The sequence below is a fragment of the Bacillus sp. FSL R5-0712 genome (assembly GCF_038593285.1).
In the GTDB taxonomy this organism is placed as follows: Bacteria; Bacillota; Bacilli; order Bacillales; family Bacillaceae; genus Bacillus; species Bacillus safensis.
Window position 1 is genome coordinate 2,938,691 of sequence record NZ_CP151981.1, and the last position, 19,291, is coordinate 2,957,981.

General features: G+C 41.5%; 20 protein-coding genes. 11 read left to right on the forward strand and 9 right to left on the reverse strand.

The annotated features are described in order from the left end of the window. Positions 1-18: 18 nt before the first annotated feature. Positions 19-1,191 (reverse strand): iron-containing alcohol dehydrogenase, encoded by a 1,173-nt coding sequence (locus tag NSU11_RS15245; protein WP_024423294.1) that lies wholly within the window; start codon positions 1,189-1,191, stop codon positions 19-21. A gap of 121 nt (positions 1,192-1,312) precedes the next feature. Continuing rightward, the gene (locus NSU11_RS15250) at positions 1,313-2,476 is read right to left on the reverse strand and encodes an iron-containing alcohol dehydrogenase (RefSeq protein ID WP_024423295.1); all 1,164 of its coding nucleotides are present in this window, start codon (positions 2,474-2,476) and stop codon (positions 1,313-1,315) included. A 144-nt stretch (positions 2,477-2,620) separates the two neighbouring features. Here NSU11_RS15250 and NSU11_RS15255 point away from each other — a divergent pair, with 144 nt between their 5' ends. Continuing rightward, on the forward strand, positions 2,621-2,857 hold the full coding sequence (locus NSU11_RS15255) for a DUF378 domain-containing protein (protein WP_003212952.1): 237 nt from the start codon (positions 2,621-2,623) through the stop codon (positions 2,855-2,857). 239 nt (positions 2,858-3,096) lie between these two features. Here the strand turns inward: NSU11_RS15255 and yugI are convergent, their stop codons facing one another. The 3 genes from yugI to NSU11_RS15270 form a co-directional block, all read right to left on the reverse strand. Beyond that, positions 3,097-3,489 (reverse strand): S1 domain-containing post-transcriptional regulator GSP13, encoded by a 393-nt coding sequence (gene yugI, locus NSU11_RS15260; RefSeq protein WP_008345795.1) that lies wholly within the window; start codon positions 3,487-3,489, stop codon positions 3,097-3,099. 198 nt (positions 3,490-3,687) lie between these two features. Continuing rightward, entirely contained in the window at positions 3,688-4,881 is a 1,194-nt protein-coding gene (locus tag NSU11_RS15265) for an aminotransferase (RefSeq protein ID WP_024423296.1), read from the reverse strand. Continuing rightward, positions 4,882-5,382, reverse strand: coding sequence for an Lrp/AsnC family transcriptional regulator (locus NSU11_RS15270; protein WP_003213765.1), 501 nt, complete (start codon positions 5,380-5,382; stop codon positions 4,882-4,884). A 175-nt stretch (positions 5,383-5,557) separates the two neighbouring features. On the opposite strand from NSU11_RS15270, the gene NSU11_RS15275 reads away from it, so the two are divergent. Further along, a complete protein-coding gene (locus tag NSU11_RS15275) occupies positions 5,558-6,382 on the forward strand; it encodes an alpha/beta hydrolase (protein ID WP_044332465.1) in 825 nt (274 codons plus the stop codon). Here the strand turns inward: NSU11_RS15275 and NSU11_RS15280 are convergent. After that, on the reverse strand, positions 6,379-6,639 hold the full coding sequence (locus NSU11_RS15280) for a YugE family protein (protein ID WP_024423298.1): 261 nt from the start codon (positions 6,637-6,639) through the stop codon (positions 6,379-6,381). The genes NSU11_RS15275 and NSU11_RS15280 overlap by 4 nt on opposite strands. 83 nt (positions 6,640-6,722) lie before the next feature. Here NSU11_RS15280 and NSU11_RS15285 point away from each other — a divergent pair, with 83 nt between their 5' ends. Further along, positions 6,723-7,898, forward strand: a complete 1,176-nt coding sequence (locus tag NSU11_RS15285) for a MalY/PatB family protein (RefSeq protein ID WP_056765917.1) — start codon at positions 6,723-6,725, stop codon at positions 7,896-7,898. A 133-nt stretch (positions 7,899-8,031) separates the two neighbouring features. Further along, entirely contained in the window at positions 8,032-9,324 is a 1,293-nt protein-coding gene (locus tag NSU11_RS15290) for a HAMP domain-containing sensor histidine kinase (protein WP_075621907.1), read from the forward strand. Here NSU11_RS15290 and NSU11_RS15295 read toward each other — a convergent pair whose 3' ends face one another. Beyond that, complete coding sequence (locus tag NSU11_RS15295; RefSeq protein WP_171464640.1) at positions 9,325-9,501, reverse strand: hypothetical protein; 177 nt, start codon at positions 9,499-9,501, stop codon at positions 9,325-9,327. It abuts the gene before it with no gap. Positions 9,502-9,592: 91 nt separating this feature from the next. Here NSU11_RS15295 and NSU11_RS15300 point away from each other — a divergent pair, with 91 nt between their 5' ends. Continuing rightward, the gene (locus tag NSU11_RS15300) at positions 9,593-9,985 is read left to right on the forward strand and encodes a kinase-associated lipoprotein B (protein ID WP_025094193.1); all 393 of its coding nucleotides are present in this window, start codon (positions 9,593-9,595) and stop codon (positions 9,983-9,985) included. Here the strand turns inward: NSU11_RS15300 and kapD are convergent. Continuing rightward, positions 9,982-10,599 carry a 3'-5' exonuclease KapD gene (gene kapD, locus NSU11_RS15305; RefSeq protein WP_025094192.1) on the reverse strand — a complete coding sequence of 206 codons (618 nt, stop codon included), beginning with the start codon at positions 10,597-10,599 and terminating at the stop codon, positions 9,982-9,984. The two genes, NSU11_RS15300 and kapD, sit on opposite strands and share 4 nt — an antisense overlap. Before the next feature lie 218 nt (positions 10,600-10,817). Here kapD and NSU11_RS15310 point away from each other — a divergent pair, with 218 nt between their 5' ends. From NSU11_RS15310 to NSU11_RS15320, 3 genes are all read left to right on the forward strand, one after another. After that, positions 10,818-11,996 carry an MFS transporter gene (locus NSU11_RS15310; RefSeq protein ID WP_220396324.1) on the forward strand — a complete coding sequence of 393 codons (1,179 nt, stop codon included), beginning with the start codon at positions 10,818-10,820 and terminating at the stop codon, positions 11,994-11,996. 108 nt (positions 11,997-12,104) lie between these two features. Continuing rightward, entirely contained in the window at positions 12,105-14,006 is a 1,902-nt protein-coding gene (locus NSU11_RS15315; RefSeq protein WP_051170126.1) for a transglycosylase domain-containing protein, read from the forward strand. Between the two features lie 18 nt (positions 14,007-14,024). Then, positions 14,025-14,435, forward strand: coding sequence for a thiol-disulfide oxidoreductase DCC family protein (locus NSU11_RS15320; RefSeq protein ID WP_024423304.1), 411 nt, complete (start codon positions 14,025-14,027; stop codon positions 14,433-14,435). 247 nt (positions 14,436-14,682) lie between these two features. Here the strand turns inward: NSU11_RS15320 and NSU11_RS15325 are convergent, their stop codons facing one another. After that, positions 14,683-15,240 (reverse strand): YufK family protein, encoded by a 558-nt coding sequence (locus tag NSU11_RS15325; RefSeq protein ID WP_024423305.1) that lies wholly within the window; start codon positions 15,238-15,240, stop codon positions 14,683-14,685. Positions 15,241-15,425: 185 nt separating this feature from the next. Between NSU11_RS15325 and malK the strand changes: the two genes are divergently transcribed. The 3 genes from malK to NSU11_RS15340 all read left to right on the forward strand — a co-directional run bounded on the left by malK (position 15,426) and on the right by NSU11_RS15340 (position 19,198). After that, the gene (gene malK / locus NSU11_RS15330) at positions 15,426-17,024 is read left to right on the forward strand and encodes a malate sensor histidine kinase MalK (protein ID WP_024423306.1); all 1,599 of its coding nucleotides are present in this window, start codon (positions 15,426-15,428) and stop codon (positions 17,022-17,024) included. After that, positions 17,017-17,724: a response regulator gene (locus NSU11_RS15335; protein ID WP_024423307.1), complete on the forward strand. Its 708-nt coding sequence runs from the start codon at positions 17,017-17,019 to the stop codon at positions 17,722-17,724. The genes malK and NSU11_RS15335 overlap by 8 nt, the downstream gene beginning before the upstream one ends. A gap of 391 nt (positions 17,725-18,115) precedes the next feature. Continuing rightward, on the forward strand, positions 18,116-19,198 hold the full coding sequence (locus NSU11_RS15340) for a BMP family protein (RefSeq protein WP_024425935.1): 1,083 nt from the start codon (positions 18,116-18,118) through the stop codon (positions 19,196-19,198). Positions 19,199-19,291 lie beyond the last annotated feature (93 nt).

The window sequence follows — 19,291 nt, forward strand, 5'->3', positions numbered from 1 at the left end:
GAAAAGCGGCAATCTGGATTATAAAGAAGCTTTCAAAATCGCTAGAATATCATCACGGTTAAGTTTCATAAAGTTTCCAAAACCACCGTATTCCATTTCTTTTGCTGCAATGTCGGCAATTTTGTCCAGCTGATCCTCACCAATGTCATAATCAGCTAAACGGCTTGGTGCACCAAGGCTAGTCCAGAAAGCTGACAGTTTGTCGATTCCTTCTAATGCGATGTCACGATCTGATTTTCCTTCTGTTTCGATGTCAAACATGTTCAGCATAAGGTTTTTAAAGCGTTCCACATTATGATCGAGCGTGTGGCGCATCCAGTTTGGGAAGAGAATAGCAAGCCCACCTGCATGCGGAATGTCATAGACAGCCGATACAGCATGCTCAATCGTATGGGACGCCCAGTCGCCAAAGTAACCCATTTGCAGCGTGCCATTTAAAGCAATCGTTCCTGCATAGAGAATCGTTTCACGATGCTCATAGTTTTGTAAGTCTTCCAGCAGTTTTGGTGCTGTCTCGATGACCGTTTGAAGAACAGCAAAACACATCCGGTCCTGTAAAGGCGTGTTTTTCACATTATGGAAGTATTGCTCAAAAACGTGGCTCATCATATCGACCATACCATACACCGTCTGGTTTTCTGGCACAGAATACGTATGCTCAGGGTCTAGAATTGAAAAAGCAGGGTGAGTGACAGAGCTGCCCCACACATATTTTTCATTCGTTTCCCAGTTTGTGATGACTGAATCCGGGTTCATTTCTGAACCAGTTGCTGCAAGTGTCAGCACTGTGCCAAACGGCAGCGCTTTTTGAGCGGTTGTTTTCTTTGAAATAATATCCCACACATCACCGTCATACTCTGCTCCGGCTGCTATCGCTTTTGTACAGTCGATCACACTGCCGCCGCCAACGGCTAATAAGAAATCAATGTTCTCCTTTTGGCAGATATCAATTCCCTTTTTCACTGTTGTGAGGCGCGGGTTTGGTTCAACGCCAGACAGCTCAAATACTTCAGCATCTGCTTCTTTTAACGCACTGATGACTTTGTCATAAAGACCATTTTTCTTAATGCTGCCGCCACCATATACAAGTAACACTCGTTTTCCATAACGAGCGAGTTCGCTTTTGAGTCCTTCTAACTGTCCTTTTCCAAACATCAATTTTGTTGGATTATAGTAAATAAAATTCTCCATCTGTTGAAACATCTCCTTACAACGAATATATCCAAAAACATGAAAGACTACTGTAACATATGTACACGATGAACTCAAAAAAAGATAACTGCCCGCAAGCAGCTATCCCTTTGTTGTTCAATTATAAAGAAGCGTTCAAAATGGCTAAAACATCTTCTTTGTTCAGCTTTTTAAATTGACCAAATTCACCGCGTGCCATTGCACGGTCTGCAATTAAATCAATTTTCTCATCGTTGATGTCATAATCCGCCAAACGGCTTGGTGCACCAAGACTTGTCCAGAAAGCTGACAGCTTGTCGATTCCTTCTAAGCCAACTTCTTCGTCTGTTTTGCCCGCAGGATCTACATCGAATACACGCACCGCTAATTGTTTAAAACGGCCTGGGTTTTCTTGAATCACATGTTTCATCCAGTTCGGGAACAAGATCGCAAGACCGCCTGCATGAGGAATATCATAGACAGCAGATACTGCATGCTCAATGTTATGAGATGCCCAGTCACCACGTGCCCCCATTGAAAGCATGCCATTAAGTGCAATTGTGCCAGTGAATAAAATCGTTTCACGCAGCTCGTAGTTCTCTAGATCGTTGATCAACTTCGGTGCCGTTTCAATGACAGTGCGAAGAAGTCCTTCACACATACGATCTTGATAAGGTGTATTTTCTGTGTGATGGAAATATTGTTCGAACACATGTGACATCATGTCAACCATGCCATAAATCGTATGGTTTTTAGGCACAGTGAATGTGTTAACTGGATCAAGAATAGAGAATTTCGGGAAAACTGCTGGACTTCCCCAGCCATACTTCTCATTTGTTTCCCAGTTTGTGATAACTGATCCTGAGTTCATTTCAGAGCCTGTTGCCGCAAGTGTTAACACTGTACCGAACGGAATAGCTTCCATTGGGACGTGTTTGCGTGTCACGATATCCCAAGCATCTCCATCGTACTTCGCACCAGCTGCGATTGCTTTTGTGGCATCAATGACACTGCCGCCGCCAACTGCCAAAATAAAATCAATGTTGTTCTCTTTGCAAAGCTCTACCCCTTTTCTTACTGTTGTTAAGCGCGGGTTAGGCTCTACACCAGCAAGTTCAGTGATTGCAGCTCCTGATTCTTTTAGGATGCTGACAACTTGGTCATAAAGGCCGTTTCGTTTAATACTGCCTCCACCATATACAAGTAATACGTTTTTTCCGTAGTGTTTGAGTTCATCTGAAAGGGCTGATACTTCTCCCTTTCCAAAAATTAATTTCGTTGGGTTCCAATAAGTAAATCGATCCATGTGATCTCCTCCTCGCGCTACATTATGCGCCTCATTCATTCCAAAAGTAAAGTAATTTGCTTTCATCCATTTTCTTACGCATAGTTTGGCTAAAAATCTGCAAAATATAAATGTATTGATGCTGTAGCGAAAGGAGGAATCACGATGAGTGCTATTCAGCGTATTGCCCTCGTGCTCACGATTATCGGTGCTATTAACTGGGGACTAATCGGCTTTTTTCAATTTGACTTAGTAGCAGCGATCTTTGGCGGACAAGGTTCTGCATTATCACGTATTATTTATGGTCTTGTTGGAATTGCAGGTCTTGTCAACCTTGGTCTGTTGTTCAAACCAAGCGAAGAAGCTGTTCGCCGTGACGAGCCGAACCCAGAAGTTCGTTAAATAAAAGGACATAAAAAAGGCTGCCTACATGAGGCAGCCTCAGCGTGTAGACAAACCCTCGCATTCTTTGTCAGGTCTGCGCGCTGGTGCTCACGAATTCTAAATTCGCTCCAGTGCCCGCCATTCCTAGACTTCAAAGGTTTTCTATCACGCTGAAAAAAAAGACAAAGGGCTAAAATCAAGATCATTTTAGCCCTTTGTCTACAATCTAAGGCACCGTTTGAAGCGGTGCTTTTTTATTATTTCTTGATAAGGTCTTTACGGTTTGATTGCTCAATCCACTCTTCAAGTTTATCTTTAAGCGTATTGAAACCTTGTGGTGCAGCAGCTTCTTCTTTCACTTGCTGTGGTCTTTGTTTCTTTGGTTTGCTTTCTTTTCTTTCAGGTGCTTCTTGTGTCGCACGGATAGAAAGGCTGATTTTACCTGCATTTTCATCAACAGAAAGAACTTTTACTTGTACTTCGTCACCAATTGAAAGGTGCTCGTTGATGTCTTTTACAAAGCCATGTGTTACTTCAGAAATATGCACAAGTCCTTGAGTTTCTTCATCTAATGCAACAAACGCACCATACGCTTGTAATCCTGTTACTTTACCAGTGTAAACACTGCCTACTTCAAACTTTGTCGCCATGATAACAACTCCTAAATAAATGTTTTAATATTCGTTTATACGCAATTAAAAACTATATCACAGAACGGGCAGTTACGCAAAATATTTTTTAAATGGGTTTAGATGAGAACAAAAGGGGGAATACCTGAAAACAAGAATGCTTTCTAGTATTCCCCCCTAATTTGTGAGGCATGAGTCCATTTGGATTGATGCCTTTTTTTATTTTAATATGGCTGATGCTTCTTCCTTCACTTGTCGAGCCTGCAAAAAGCGCTGAATTCTTGAAAGTGATTCCTGAAGATGATCAAGTGACGAAGCATATGAACAGCGGATATGACCCTCACCGCTCGGTCCGAATACATTCCCAGGAACAACAGCGACTTTTTCACTTAGGAGCAGCTCCTCAGCAAATTGTTCTGATGTCATGCCTGTGCTTTTAATCGATGGGAACGCGTAAAACGCTCCGTTTGGCTGATGGCATGTGAGTCCTAGTTCATTCAGGGACCCGACAAACAAATTACGGCGTCTTCTGTAGCTTTTCTTCATTTTCTCTACATCTTCAAGCCCATTTTTTAATGCTTCTTCTGCCGCATATTGTGCCATCGCCGGTGCGCACATCATAGAATATTGATGTATTTTCAGCATGGCATCCCGCAGTACAGGTGGTGCGGCCACATATCCTAAACGCCAGCCCGTCATGGCAAACCCTTTGGAAAAGCCTGAAATCAAGATCGTTCTTTCCTTCATATCTTGAATAGCTGCGACGCTTGTAAAAGCTTCATCGTACGTCAGCTCTGCATAAATCTCATCCGTAATAATGAGCAGGTCATGCTCTTTCGCAAATTGAGCAATATCTTCAAGCTCTTCCTTTGAATAAACAGACCCAGTCGGATTTGATGGCGAGCAAAGCAAAATGGCTTTTGTCTTCGGCGTCAGCTTTGTGCGAAGATCAGCAGAATCTGCTTTGAAATCTTTTTCAGCGGTTGTACTTAAATAGACAGGCACTCCGCCTGCTAGTGTCGTAAGTGCCCCGTATGCTACGAAACAAGGCTCTGGAATGATCACTTCATCCCCGCTGTTTAAAATCGCACGAAAGGCCAAATCAAGTGCCTGGCTTCCGCCAACTGTAATAATGAGTTCTTCTTCTGGACTGTAATCAATGTGAAACCGCTTATATAAATAGTGGCTCAGTTCTTTTCGCAAAGAAATTAAGCCTGCATTCGCCGTATAAGAGGTCAGCCCTTGTTCTAATGACATAATACTTGCTTCTCTGACATTCCAAGCTGTCACGAAATCCGGCTCGCCGACACCAAGGGAGATAACCCCTTCCATTGTGGCAGCCAAATCAAAGAATTTCCGAATACCTGACGGCTGAATGCTTTGTACCGTTTCAGATAAATAAGACTTTTTCATTTAAGGAGACACCACGATTCTTTTGTCATCGTCTCCTGTTTCAAACACTTTCCCATCATGTTTATATCTTTTCAAAATAAAGTGGGTAGTTGTTGAAACAACGGAATCAAGTGTCGATAATTTTTCAGATACGAAGCGGGCAATATCAGACATTGATCTTCCGCGGATCACAACGGAAAGATCGTAAACACCTGACATGAGATAGACAGACTCCACTTCCTGAAACCGATAAATCCGTTCAGCAATTTCATCAAATCCGACGCCTCTTTTTGGTGTCACTTTTACATCAATCATTGCTGTAACGCCTTCATGACCATCCACTTTTCGCCAGTCAATCATGGTTGAATAATCAATAATAACTTTTTGATCTTCAAGTTTTTGAATGATGGCTTCGGCTTCTTCTGTTGTCACGCCTGCCATTTTTGCAATTGTATTTAAATCGGCGCGGCTGTTTTCATCTAAAATCTCTAATATTTCAGTTTCTTTTTCTGTTAGTTTCATTTGATTTCACACCTCAGATTATAAAAGCTAGTTTTAAAAAATCTTCTGAACATTATAGCACGTTTTTCCCATTATGCTAAGCAGGGAAAAGATTCTAATGATAGCTTAAAATCCACTTTTTAGGGTACAATACAGTCACCTAACAGAGAGAGTATCAAGTATCGGAGTGAAGAATGTGGACATTGTTCAGCCAGCTTATATGAAAAGTGCATTCGGTTTAGATATCTATTACGAGCACTATCCAAATGAAGGCAAGAAGACATTGATCTTAATTCACGGTCTCTTCTCTTCTACCTTCAGCTATCGAAAGCTCATCCCGCTTCTGAAACAGGACTTCAATTTAATTGCGATTGATCTGCCGCCATTTGGACAGTCCGAGAAGTCGAATACGTTTATTTACAGCTATCGCAACATGGGGAAAATTATTATAGAGCTAGCTGGTTATTTACAGATTCAGCATGCAATTCTAGTGGGCCATTCAATGGGCGGACAAATCGCCTTATACGCTGCTACTGAACGGCCGGATCTATTTGAAAAGGCGGTTCTATTGTGCAGCTCAGGCTATTTGAATAAGTCAAAAAGATCACTTGTTTACAGCACATATATTCCTTATTTTTATCTGTATCTAAAAAGAAAGCTTTTAAAGCAGGGCATTATGAAAAATTTAACGGCTGTTGTGCATGATCATTCCATCATTGATCAAGAGATGGTCGACGGATATTTAAAGCCATTTTCAGATGATCAAATCTTTCGGGGGATATTTCGTTTGATTCGGCACCGGGAAGGAGATTTAACCTCGGACGTTTTAAAGAAAATGGAAACACCCGTGCTGCTCATTTGGGGCGAGGAAGATCGAATCGTTCCCATTCAAATAGGCGAAAGACTGCACAAAGATCTGCCAAATTCGACCTTACATGCATTAAAAAAAACCGGGCACCTCATTCCTGAGGAAAATCCGGTCTTTGTGTCTGATCAAATCGGACATTTCAGCCTGTCTTAGCGTGAACAGGAGCTGCTGTCTCGTATGACAAAAAGCTGATTTGCTATATGCTGACAGCTCTCTATCGGAAGAAGCTGTTCAAATGAGTGATGGTAGATGGCTTGAATCTCTTTTGCTAAAGATAACGGGTCTTCTGCGTCGTATAATGCACTGATGACGTCAGCAGGCTCCGTTTCATAAAAATCCTCTCCATAATGAAAAGGGTCCCATGCCTTAATGAATTGAATCATCTCTTCTACAGCTTGACTATCTTTCATCGGTATCACCGCTTATAATAAATTTTGTGATGTTTATTTTAGCACAACCAAGAATGGTTGAAAAACAGCTAGAGGTGGGTTTCATGAATTTCGACGAACAGATCATACGTAAAGGTTCAAAATCAGTGAAATGGGATCAGGCAGAGTCTTTGTTCCTGACAACAGATGCCCTTCCGATGTGGGTGGCCGATATGGATTTTAAAGCACCGCAGGTCGTCCTTGATGCATTGAAAGAGCGATTAGATCACGGTGTATTTGGCTATGCATTTCAGGATCAGGATACGCAGCAGGCAGTCGCTGGCTGGCTCAAAAGAAGACATGGATGGACAATCCAGACAGATGCCGTCACCTTCACACCAGGAATCGTAACGGCACTTAGTTTTGCTGTTCAAGCCTTTACAGCACCGCACGACGAAGTAGTTATACAGTCACCAGTGTATACACCTTTTTATCAAATGATTGAGCGAAATGGACGTACAGTCTCAACCAATCCTTTAAAAATAGAAAACAACCGCTATATGATGGATTTTGATGATTTAGAGAAAAAACTGAGCAGACCACAAGCAAAGCTCATGTTCCTTTGCCATCCGCATAATCCGTCCGGAAGAGCATGGTCAAAAGAAGAATTAAAGCGAGTCGGAGACCTATGTGTAAAACATGGAGTCACAGTCGTTTCAGATGAGATTCACTCGGATTTGATGCTTTACGGAAAGCAGCATGTGCCCTTCGCCAGCCTTTCTGACGACATTGCACATATCACGGTAACGTGTATTGCGCCGAGTAAAACCTTTAATCTAGCGGGGCTCCAGGCCTCTGCTATTATCATTTCAGATGAAGAAAAAAGAACTCTTTTCAACAATGAAGTGCAAAGAAACGGACTGTCCAAACTGAATGCCTTTGCGATTCCAGCGATGGAAGCAGCATACCGCCACGGGGATGAGTGGCTTGATGCCCTTGTTCTTTATCTCGAAGGCAATATGAAGACGGCGATGGACTATATCGATGAAAATCTTCCAAATATGCGTTATATGAAACCAGATGCTTCTTATTTATTGTGGCTGGACATTCGGGATTATCAATTCAGTCAAGCGGAATTGAAACGGAATCTGCTGAAAAAAGGGAAAGTAATCCTAGAGCTTGGCCACGTGTACGGACACGAAGGAGACGGCTTTATTCGGATGAATCTCGGCTGTCCTGCTGCAACAGTCAGAGAAGGACTGAAACGTCTCCACCAAGCGTTCACGCTATCAGCTGAATAAGACCTATACGATAGAAAGAACATCCTAACGGGTGTTCTTTTTAAAGAAAAAAACCCTCCTTTTATCATATCTACTTTGTACATGAAATGATATAATGAGAGGAATTACAATTATTTACGAGGAGAGCATTTAAATGGAAATGTTCAAGGATTTTCTGCTCCATGTATCTTTTATTCTATTTCCAATCTTTTTATATCATGCGCTATGGTTAAGCCGGACCCCTGCTCATTTCCCAAAAACGAATAAACTGCTCATCACAGTATTCGCATCCATCTCTTCAGCACTATGTATTATGTATCCAGTTGGTTCGATTTTAGATTTGCAGACTGGGCTTCAATCCATTCCCCTTGTGCTTGCTATTTTATACGGAGGATACATGGCGGGGATCGTTGCCATCTTGATAAGCATCATTGTCAAATTCGTGATGTACGGCTCTTTCTTATGGATTGGACTCATCGTTGTCCCAATTTACTTTTTTATCCCATTCCTGTTCTACCGAAAATGGCATCAATATTCGAAGCCAAATAAGCTGTTTTACGGAGTGCTTATCGGTTTATCCAAAGGATTCTTTATTTACATTGGACTGCTTGCGGTCAGCTTAATGGCATACAGCCCAGCTTTTATTATGCAGCAAAAGCTCCTTGAGTTATTTTTCTCAACTCTTTACTACATATTCTTTCTTGTGCTCAGTATCTATTCCATTGAATTCGTTAAGGAAAATGCGGAAATGAGATCACAGCTTGTCCAGTCAGAAAAACTGACCATTGTAAGTGAACTTGCTGCAAGCGTTGCCCATGAAGTACGCAATCCGCTGACAGTTGTGAGAGGCTTTATTCAATTGCTCTTTTCGAGTGATCATACAAAAGAGCCACCTGCCAATAAAGATTATAAAAATCTCGTTCTGTCCGAATTAGACCGGGCGCAGGACATTATCACGAGTTATCTTGACATTGCAAAACAAAACTACTATCAAATTGAATCTCTCAATCTATCTAAATTACTTGAGGAATGTGCATCACTGATGACATCCTATGCGAATTTTAAATCGGTCACGATTCATCAATCCATTGAACCTGACTTATACATTCAAGGTGACGTAACGAAGATCAAGCAAGTCATGATTAATTTAATCAAAAATGCAATTGAAGCAGCTCCTGAACATGAAGGGAAAATTGAACTTTTTGCTTCAAAAGAAAATCATAAAATCTGCCTTTATTTCGTTGATAACGGTGTAGGTATGACAGAAAGTCAGATGAAAAAACTTGGCGAACCCTATTACACCTTGAAAAATAAAGGGACTGGACTTGGGCTGACAGTGACTTTTTCAATTATTGAAAATCACCATGGAACGATTCGTTTCAAAAGCTCGCTGCAGTCTGGAACAACCGTCACCGTGAAATTTCCTGAAGATACAAGAAGAAAATGATTAATCCATTTTTTTTGTTCTTTTTTCATCTATCTGCTCCTGCTTCTTAGACGCACGAACGATGAGACGAAAACAAATAAACGCAGCAATAAAGAAAATCACCGTGGTGATAGCCGCTGGGATGTACTCCCTTTTATCTTCAGGAAAATATAGTAGAAAAAGTACGATGAATGACATCTCGCCATTCCCCCTTTTGCTCGTTTACTTCACTATATTGGCTAAAAGAAATGAAATACCTTCCTATGAGAAGGAAATGGAGGAATTTCACATGACAGACATTCAAATTGGACAAGTTGTGAAAGGTTTTTATAAAACAGGTGTATACGTTGGGGAAGTGACAGCAGTGAAACCATCGACCTATCTCGTTCAAGTAAAAGCCGTTCTGACACATCCCACTCAAGGCGACCTGCATCATCCGAAAGAAGCAGACGTGCCTTTTTTCCAAGAGAGGCGGGCTTTGGCCTATAGAGAACAGACAAATATCCCTCATCATATGGTGAAGCCTTATGATGGCGATATCCCTGATTATGAAGAGTCACTGAAAGAAGCTGTAGATAAATTGAAACAAGCACTCCGTGCGGATGATTCCAAATGGGCTGAAAAATCAAGAGCGTGCCTATCTTCTCTTGAGAAAGATTATTTTCCAGAAGACGTCCGCTAATCAGCCGAATCAAAAAAATGTGAGAAATCGATCAGCTCACCAATTTTGGTTGTTTGCGGATTTTCCACATAGGCTCTGTCTTTTTCAAAAAGGGTTAACAGCTGATAAGTCGTCATGGCATCATCGAGTGCTTTATGATGCTTACCAGCTCCTTCACTGCCGTATTCCTTTGCTGCTTTTCGAAGCCCTGTCAGTGTGCGGTCACCAAAAAAGGTTTTATATTCAAAGGCCAGGTCCCTCAGCTTCCCCTTAAAAGGAAAGGCAATGTGATTGAGCATACAATTTTGCTTCAATACCTTCATGTCCATGTTGCCCCACGTAATAATTTCACAATTCTCTCCCCCATCAAGTGACACGAGCTTCTCGATAAATTCCTCAAATGAAATTCCGCTCTCTACATCCTCCTGCGTAATTCCGAGGAAAGATTTACAGCGCTTCGTCAGCTTCGGGAACTTTTTCGGTTTGACGTAGCTAGAGAATGTGTCTATGATCGTTTCATCTGCTGCTTTCACTACCCCAGCTTCAATAATTTCAGGAAAAAAATTTTGCGGATGATATTTTCCATCAGGCATCGTAAATTCAAAATCGACCACAAGCACCGTCTTCTGTTCCACCAGTTTCACCTCACTTTTTCGTCAGCTTTTCATTCTCATACCATTATATTAAGACGGACCTTGAAATCACTTCATTTTTGTGAAAATAATGCAGATTCACTATGCCCAACCTATTCATCTGATGAAAGATCGTTTATTTTCCTTTATAATTATTAAGGAACACGAAATAAATAAAGAAGGTGATCTCTATCACAAACAGGAAGAAAAACTTGTACATCATGTGGTTTGTGAACTTTTTTGTATCTGCGAGCATTACAATGATCGTCCCTTTTTTATCACTTTACATAGAATCTCTTGATAGCAGCTATTCAAATGAATTTGTTCAAAGATGGAGCGGCTATGTCTTTGGGGTCACGTTTTTAACAGCCTTCCTGATTTCTCCGATTTGGGGGCGGATTGGCGACCGGCATGGCTATAAAAAGATTTTATTAATTAACGGAATTGGCATCGCCACAAGTATTCTACTAATGGGGCTTGTGCACACTGTGTATCAGCTATTCGCACTAAGGCTCTTCATGGGGCTTGTCACAGGCTTTATCTCGACTTCAATGGCACTGATTTCTGCACAGACCGAAAAGGCAACTGCCGGTAAAACCCTTGGAACGATGCAGATGAGTAATGTTGCCGGAGGATTGTTTGGTCCATTAATGGGTGGATTCATGGCAGACAGCGTCGGATTTATTTATACGTTTTTCCTGACAGCGGCTGTCATTTATGTGTCAGCTATTGTGATTATCTTCGGAGTGAAGGAACAGCCGATCCGATCAAAAGAAGCAAAGCGTGTTTCTTACTCACGGAAGGATGTACTCTTTCACATTTTCAAACAGCCTTTGCTTGTCGTCACGATGCTTTTAACGTTTATTACACAAGTAGGGAACTTTAGCATTCAGCCGCTTTTGGCTTTATACATTCATGATTTACATGGTCCTGTCAATCTCGCTTTTTATGCGGGGCTAGCATTTTCTGCAACTGGACTTGGCAATTTGCTGTTTACGAGAAAATGGGGAGATCTCGGAGATCGAATTGGTCACGACAAGGTGCTGCTTGCCCTTCTCATCCTCTCCTCTATTTTATTCATCCCGCAAGCGATGGCGGATTCGTACGTCATGTTAGTCATTTTCCGTTTCCTATACGGGATGGCACTTGGCGGAATTATTCCGTGTACGACGGCGTATATCCGGATTAAAGCACCTGCTTCTATGCAAGGGGAAGTGCTCGGATACAATGTCAGCTTCCGCTTTCTTGGGAATGTCGTCGGTCCGGTAATCGGCGGCATTGTGGCGAGTCATTACGGGATTCCAGCTGTCTTTTATGTCACTGCCGGCATTTTTCTGTTTGGCGCGTTATTTTTATGGGCGGTCCGCTCGCATGCGAAAACAAAGGAAAGGAGTGTCTGATCATCTTCAGATACTCTTTTTTTCTTGCGGAAAAGCCTGATTCACTAGACTTCACGCCCTTTCTTTTCTAAAAATAACCTTCTCGTATCCGCAAAAGAATGGTACGATATGGCTAGAAAATTGAAGAAAGTGAGTGACCTCATGTTTCGTGCAATCATTGGTTGGTTATTACTTGCTGCCCTCATCCCATTATTTGCTCTGACTTTTTATCTATCAAAGGAAGAAGCTGCAAGTGTAAAGCCTGTTAACGAAGTGCTTGATCAAAAAATCAAGCTGGAAAAGATAGATTTTTCCCAAAACAGTTATATGTATGACCGGGATGGTTCTCTTATCTCCGAGATCGTCTCAAACGATGAGAACCGAGTGTTCGTGAAATACGATAACATTCCTGAACCTGTGAAGGAGCTGTTCCTTCGTTCAGAGGACCGCAACTTCTATGACCATAAGGGAATTGACTTTATGGGAGTTGTTCGTGCCCTTGCTGCAAATGTCAAAAACCATGGCATCAGCCAAGGAGCGAGTACGATCACACAGCAGCTGTCCCGCAACTTATATTTAAGCCATGAACGTTCGTTCAGCCGAAAGTTTACGGAGCTGCTCTATTCCTATGAACTTGAGCGGAAATTCTCGAAGGATGAAATTCTCGAAAGCTATTTAAATACGATTTATTTCAGTAATGGTGTTTACGGTGTCGGTTCTGCGGCTAATTACTATTTTGATAAGCCGCTTAGTTCTTTAACACTTGCCCAAATGGCATTTATCTCTGCAATTCCAAACAACCCAACACTGTATGACCCATTAAAACAGTTCAAGCACACAAAGAAACGCCAAGAACGACTGCTTGGTATTTTGAAGAAAGATGGCGTCATCACCAAAAAACAATACAAAAAAGCTGTCAAAGAAAAAATCAGCCTTTCTTTAAGTGAAAAGAAAAACCTATACCCTGACTATGTGACATATGCCAATGAAGAGTTTACCGATCTTGTGTCTGATCAGGAGGGCTTTACAAAACGATTGAAAAAAGCCAAAACAGCTGAAGCGAAAAAGGCGATTCAAAAGGAATTATCTGAAAAGGTCAGTGCCCTGCTCCAGGATGGTGTGAAAATTTATACGGCGCTTGATCCTTCCTTACAGCAAAGAGCCGTCTATCAGCTCAATGCTCAATTGCCTTACCAAGGTGTGGAAGGCGGATCAGCCGTCATTAATCATGAAACGCATCAAATTGTTGCACTTGCTGGCGGGAAAAACTATAAGAAATTTGATTTTAACTACGCTTATCAAGCGCAAAGACAGCCTGGTTCTGCGATTAAGCCGCTTTTAGACTATGCGCCTTATATTGATCAAACCGGTGCAACGGCTTCAAGCACCATCAGTGCCGGCAAGTTTTGCAGCAGTGGATACTGTCCGCAGAACTATAATCATAAAACGTATGGAACAGTCACACTTGAAACAGCCTTTAAAAATTCTTACAATACCCCTGCGATCCGAATGCTGGATACAGTAGGTGTCAAAAAAGGCTTCAGCTATTTAGAGAAGTTCTCATTCCAGCATATCGTAGCGGATGATTACCGCCTTCCTTCTGCACTTGGCGGATTTACGAAAGGCTTCTCACCGCTAGAAATAACAGATGCATATACTGTCTTTGGCAACCAAGGAGCCTACACACAAAGTCATTCGATCACAAAAGTGACAGACTTAAACGGTAAGACCCTTTACAAGTGGAAAGAGTCGCCAAAGCAAGTATATTCTCAGCGTACAAATGAAACGATGCGTAAGCTGCTTACCTCTGTTGTGAAGAGTGGGACAGGGAAAAAAGCGAATTTCAACGCCCCTTACATCGGTGGGAAAACAGGGACATCCAATGACTACAAAGATATTTGGTTTGTGGGACTGACAGATCAGTACACAATGGGTGTCTGGGTTGGAAGAGATAGAGGAACGGTGGAATCGATTTATCATTCAAGCCCGCACTTACGTATTTGGAAAAATACGATGCAATACGCCAGATAAACAGGAGGTTTGATTGCGATGCATTCAACACATCCACCCCATTTAATCTTATTTGACGGTGTCTGCAACGTGTGCAGCGGCGCGGTTCAGTTTGTGATTAAGCGCGATCCGAATGAACGGATGATGTTCGCTTCCTTACAATCAGATACAGGGCAGCGTATTTTAAAGGAAAACGGTTTGCCTTTAGATGAGTTCAATTCATTCATTTATATTGAAAAAGGGACCCTTTATACGAAGTCGACAGGCATCTTAAAAGCCGCGCGGCATTTAAAAGGGATATACAGATGGAGCTTTTTACTCCTTGCCATACCTCGCCCAATCCGTGATTGGTTTTATCAGTTGATAGCAAAAAATCGCTACAAATGGTTTGGTCAAAAAACATCTTGTATGATGCCTACACCCGATATTCAAAAACGGTTTCTTTCATAAAAAAAAGCATCCTCCATTATTGGAGGATGCTCAGATTGTTGAAAAAGAGCTAAAATGATCTTTATTTTAGCTCTTTTTCTTCTTTTCAGCGTGACCTGAAAACCTTTGCAGTCTAGGAAGGACGAACACCGAAGCGGAGCGAATTTAACATTCGTGAGCATCGGCGCGCAGAACTGACAACGAATGCAAGGGTTTGTCTAAACGCTGAAAGCATCCTCCATCATTGGAGGATGCTTTCTTTGTCTGCTTATGAAGGCAGACTTGCCATCACACTGTTATAAAGCTTAATAAATAAGTACAAAATACCGATCAAAAACGTCGCCCAAAACAGCAGAATAAACATCATAAATCCAATCAAATTCAGCATAGAAAGCGATTGATAAATGCGAACCACAACCCAGATAAAATAGACAAGACTTGCTAATGCAAAAAGTCCGACTAGCAGAATGAGCTGCTGCGTCAACAGAAAAGCTAGCAAGCTGGCAAATAAATAAACAACGGATGCAATCCGAATTTTCTTTAAGTTCTCCCCTTCAGGGTCCTTAGCGAAAAAGAGTAACGCCAGCTCTAATACCGTATCTGCAATCAGTTTTAAGGCAGATAAGATCATAAAATAAACAAGTGCAAAAGCAGCAAAGAGAGCAAGACGAATGCCCTGTTCTGAGAAAAATTCAAGCATTCCTTTTAAAATGCCTGCTTGAGTCAAGAAATCAGTTGTGATACCTACTGTGAAAATCGAAAAAGCAGAGCTGAATAGTAAAATTGAAATCAGCGGAAAATATCCAGTCAAATATGTATTTTTCATAAATAGATCCTTTCTCATAAGCTCACATTTATTATGGCTCACTTAAAACGGATTGACAAGATGCTTTCAAAGTAAACCGACAGCAAAATCAAATTTATGATTTTGCACGTACATTCCTTCACAAACTTACATTTTCCCGTTAAAGTATTACTGTTACGAAAAAATCGTGCGTTAGGGGTATACTCGTGAAAAAAACTTTAAGATTGCAAACACGGCTGACGATCTTTGTGTGCATCGTTGTCCTGATCTCCCTTTGTATCACATTCTTTACAATATGGTCGGAAACAGCCAAGAACATCCATCAGCAGGAACGTGACATTGCTCTCTCTACTGCCAAAATGGTCGCAGAGGCACCGATCACAGCACAATCATTAGAAGATCATTCGTATTCCGCATTACGAAAATATACAACAAGTGTTCAGCAAATCACCAAAACCGAATTCGTTGTCGTCATGGATATGAACGGTATCCGCAAAACACACCCAAATCCGCAGAAAATTGGAAAGCGGTTTGCCGGCGGTGATGAAAAAGCAGCATTACAGGGAAAAGAACATATTAGTACGGCTTCTGGAACACTCGGCAGATCCATGCGTGCTTTTGTTCCTGTTTATGATCAAAATGGAAAGCAGCTTGGGGCTGTGGCCGTAGGGATTACGTTAAAGGAAATTGACTTGATTATTCATCAAAGCTTACTTCCACTCTACTTCGTCACATCACTCAGCCTTCTATCTGGTATCATCGGAGCACTCATTGTGGCAAGAAAAGTGAAGAAGATTATGTTTGGACTTGAGCCGGATGAGATCGCCACATTGTTAAAAGAACGAAGTGCCATGCTAGAATCAACAAAAGAAGGGATTCTGGCCGTCGATCAGCACGGTAAAATCAAGCTGGCCAATGCAGAGGCCAAACGGCTCTTTCATAATATGGGCATTATGGTTGATCCTAGAGAACAAGATGTTCAAACTCTCCTCCCTTCAAGCGGCTTAAAACAGGTCATTGAAACACGCAAGCCGCTGCTTGATCGTGACGTGAGAATGAATGGACTGGAGCTCGTCTTTAATGAAGTGCCAATTACGGTAAAAGGTGAAATTGTCGGAGCCATCGCCACCTTCCGTGACAAAACAGAAGTGAAACATCTGGCTGAGCAGCTTAGCGGGGTCAAAATGTATGCGAATGCGCTCCGTGCCCAGTCCCATGAATTTATGAACAAGCTGCATGTCATTTTAGGATTGGTTCAGCTCAAAAACTACGATGACCTTGGCACCTATATCAAAGATATTGCGATCTATCAGCAAACGGAAACAAATGAAATCATCAACCATGTGAAAAACTCTGTTTTAGCAGGATTTTTACTAGGAAAACAAAGCTATATCAGGGAACAAGGCGCTGCCTTAGAGGTTATTTGCAGCACACAAGTGCCAAATACGGAGGACCCGGCAGTGACGCATGATCTCATTACCGTGATTGGCAACTTGTTAAATAACGCACTCGATGCTGTTTCACATACTGACACGAAAAACATCTCGATCTCCTTCAGATACGTCCATGAGCAGCTTCACATTGAAATCACGGACACAGGTGTTGGTCTCACGAAAGAAGAACAAGACATCATGTTTGATCAAGGCTTTTCAACTAAAGGAGAAGACCGAGGATTCGGACTCTACTTCGTTGACCAAAGCATCAAGAAATTGAACGGACATATGATTGTCACGAGTGAAAAAGGAGAAGGAACGACCTTTAGTCTCCGCATTCCGTATAAACAAAAGGAGGATTCACATGATTAATGTGTTAATAGTAGAAGATGATCCAATGGTTGGGGAGCTGAACAAACGCTACCTGACCCAAATCGACGGCTTTGAGTTAAAGGGGATTGCCACCTCCTTTCAGCAGGCACTTGAAGTGTTAAAAACAGAAGTCATACACCTCGTACTGCTCGATATTTATATGCCTGGACAAAATGGACTGGCATTACTAACAGAAATTCGCCAGCAAAATCATGCCGTTGATGTCATTGTCATTTCGGCTGCAAATGAAGTCGATGTTGTACAGCAAACGATGCGAAACGGAGCAGTTGATTATTTAATTAAGCCGTTTGAGTTCGAACGATTCCAATCAGCACTGGCAGAGTATAAACGGAAACACGCCCTGTATCAATCCATGAACAGCATTTCGCAAAATGATTTAGATGCGAAGCTTTTTCATAAAAAAGCAGAGGCGGAAAAAGTCCTCTTGCCAAAAGGACTGACCAAAAGCACACTTAAACTCATCTGGACAAGCATTCAATCATTTGGTCAGCAGGCTTTCACAACCGAAGACCTAGCCAATCATACAGAAATCTCTCAAGTCTCCATTAGAAAATACTTGAAATTCCTTGAGGATATCGAAGTGGTGGATGTTGAAATGGCATATGGGACAATAGGACGTCCTGTTTTCCAATATAAACTGAACACGAGCAATATGAATTTGATTCAGCAATATCTTTAAAATACTACATCTGACCTTTCACAAAGGCCAGATGTTTTTTTATGGCATACGATGTAACAAACCCCTTGATATCAGTGGTTCTGCTGTAGCGGAGCACATCACAAAAGCGGCATTATATCATATTTCAGCAGATAAAAAGACATCAAATAAAGCCATTTAACATTTTTTTAAAAATAAAACAAATTTCTATTTATTTATTCGATCGGAAATGATAAATTATGATTGATTAGTTCAACGAGATATAAGTCTGATGTCTTACATCTTCTCTCCTGCCCTCCATAAGTTTCATGAGAAAGCAGGATAAAATACCCTCTTTAGGGTGAGAAGAGATAGATCGGTCTTTTTTCGCGAGACTTTTCTGAAACTTTTAAATTTTATAGGGGGTTATGTTTTGAAGAAGCGCAAAATTGGACTAGCATTGTCCTTAGTCGTAGCAGCAGGAACCATCCTTGGAGCATGCGGCAACTCTGGCTCAAACAGCGGTGAAAGCAAAAAAGATAAAGATCAATTCACTGTTGCAATGGTAACTGATGTCGGTGGTGTCGATGACAAATCGTTTAACCAATCAGCTTGGGAAGGTTTACAAGCATTTGGGAAAGACAACAATCTAAAAAAAGGTAAAAACGGCTTTGATTACTTACAATCTAAATCAGATGCTGACTATACAACAAACTTAAATACACTTGCTCGTGAGAAATTCGACCTGATTTACGGAATTGGTTTCTTAATGGAAGATGCAATTTCTGAAATTGCGGATCAACGTAAGAAAAACCACTTTGCGATCGTTGATGCAGTCGTGAAAAAAGACAACGTAGCCAGCATTGTATTTAACGAAAACGAAGGATCATTCCTTGTGGGTGTTGCGGCTGCTCTTTCTACAAAATCAAACAAAATTGGATTCGTCGGCGGCGTTGATTCTGAATTAGTCAGAAAATTCGAAGTTGGCTTCCGCGCAGGTGTTGAAGCAGCTAACCCGAAAGCAAAAGTTGAAGTGAAATATGCCGGTGCATTCGATAAGGCTGACATCGGGAAAGCAACAGCTGAAAGTATGTACAAATCTGGCGTCGACATCATCTATCATGCTGCTGGCGGCACTGGAACTGGTGTCTTCACAGAAGCGAAAAACCTGAAAAAAGCAGATCCTAACCGTAAAGTTTGGGTTATCGGTGTAGATAAAGACCAGTATGACGAAGGAAAAGTACCTGGAACAAAACAAAGTGTCACCCTTACTTCTATGGTTAAGAAAGTAGACACAGCGGTACAAGACTTAACAACGAAAGCAAAAGAAGGTAAGTTCCCTGGCGGCGAAGTGATCACATACGGTCTGAAAGAAGGCGCTCTTGACATCTCTCCATCTAAGGAAAACCTTGATAAAGATGTATTAAAGAAAGTTGAAGAATGGAAACAAAAAATCATCAAGGGTGAAGTGAAAATCCCTGCAACACGTGATGAACTAAAAGATTTTAAAGCTTAATTTGAGCAGCGGGATAAGCGCGCCTTATCCCCTTGCCTCTCCTTTACCTCCTCTTTATTCGTAAAAGGTGGTAAAAGAAAAGCTGCAGCCTCG

Coding starts and splice junctions, on each gene's coding strand:
- NSU11_RS15300 (WP_025094193.1), top strand. CDS start 9,593: ATGACAGACATTCAAATTGGACAAGTTGTGAAAGGTTTTTATAAAACA.
- NSU11_RS15255 (WP_003212952.1), top strand. CDS start 2,621: ATGAGTGCTATTCAGCGTATTGCCCTCGTGCTCACGATTATCGGTGCT.
- NSU11_RS15295 (WP_171464640.1), bottom strand. CDS start 9,501: ATGTCATTCATCGTACTTTTTCTACTATATTTTCCTGAAGATAAAAGG.
- NSU11_RS15335 (WP_024423307.1), top strand. CDS start 17,017: ATGATTAATGTGTTAATAGTAGAAGATGATCCAATGGTTGGGGAGCTG.
- NSU11_RS15245 (WP_024423294.1), bottom strand. CDS start 1,191: ATGGAGAATTTTATTTACTATAATCCAACAAAATTGATGTTTGGAAAA.
- NSU11_RS15325 (WP_024423305.1), bottom strand. CDS start 15,240: ATGAAAAATACATATTTGACTGGATATTTTCCGCTGATTTCAATTTTA.
- NSU11_RS15290 (WP_075621907.1), top strand. CDS start 8,032: ATGGAAATGTTCAAGGATTTTCTGCTCCATGTATCTTTTATTCTATTT.
- yugI (WP_008345795.1), bottom strand. CDS start 3,489: ATGGCGACAAAGTTTGAAGTAGGCAGTGTTTACACTGGTAAAGTAACA.
- NSU11_RS15270 (WP_003213765.1), bottom strand. CDS start 5,382: ATGAAACTAACAGAAAAAGAAACTGAAATATTAGAGATTTTAGATGAA.
- NSU11_RS15320 (WP_024423304.1), top strand. CDS start 14,025: ATGCATTCAACACATCCACCCCATTTAATCTTATTTGACGGTGTCTGC.
- NSU11_RS15285 (WP_056765917.1), top strand. CDS start 6,723: ATGAATTTCGACGAACAGATCATACGTAAAGGTTCAAAATCAGTGAAA.
- NSU11_RS15265 (WP_024423296.1), bottom strand. CDS start 4,881: ATGAAAAAGTCTTATTTATCTGAAACGGTACAAAGCATTCAGCCGTCA.
- NSU11_RS15315 (WP_051170126.1), top strand. CDS start 12,105: ATGGCTAGAAAATTGAAGAAAGTGAGTGACCTCATGTTTCGTGCAATC.
- NSU11_RS15250 (WP_024423295.1), bottom strand. CDS start 2,476: ATGGATCGATTTACTTATTGGAACCCAACGAAATTAATTTTTGGAAAG.
- NSU11_RS15310 (WP_220396324.1), top strand. CDS start 10,818: ATGTGGTTTGTGAACTTTTTTGTATCTGCGAGCATTACAATGATCGTC.
- NSU11_RS15280 (WP_024423298.1), bottom strand. CDS start 6,639: ATGAAAGATAGTCAAGCTGTAGAAGAGATGATTCAATTCATTAAGGCA.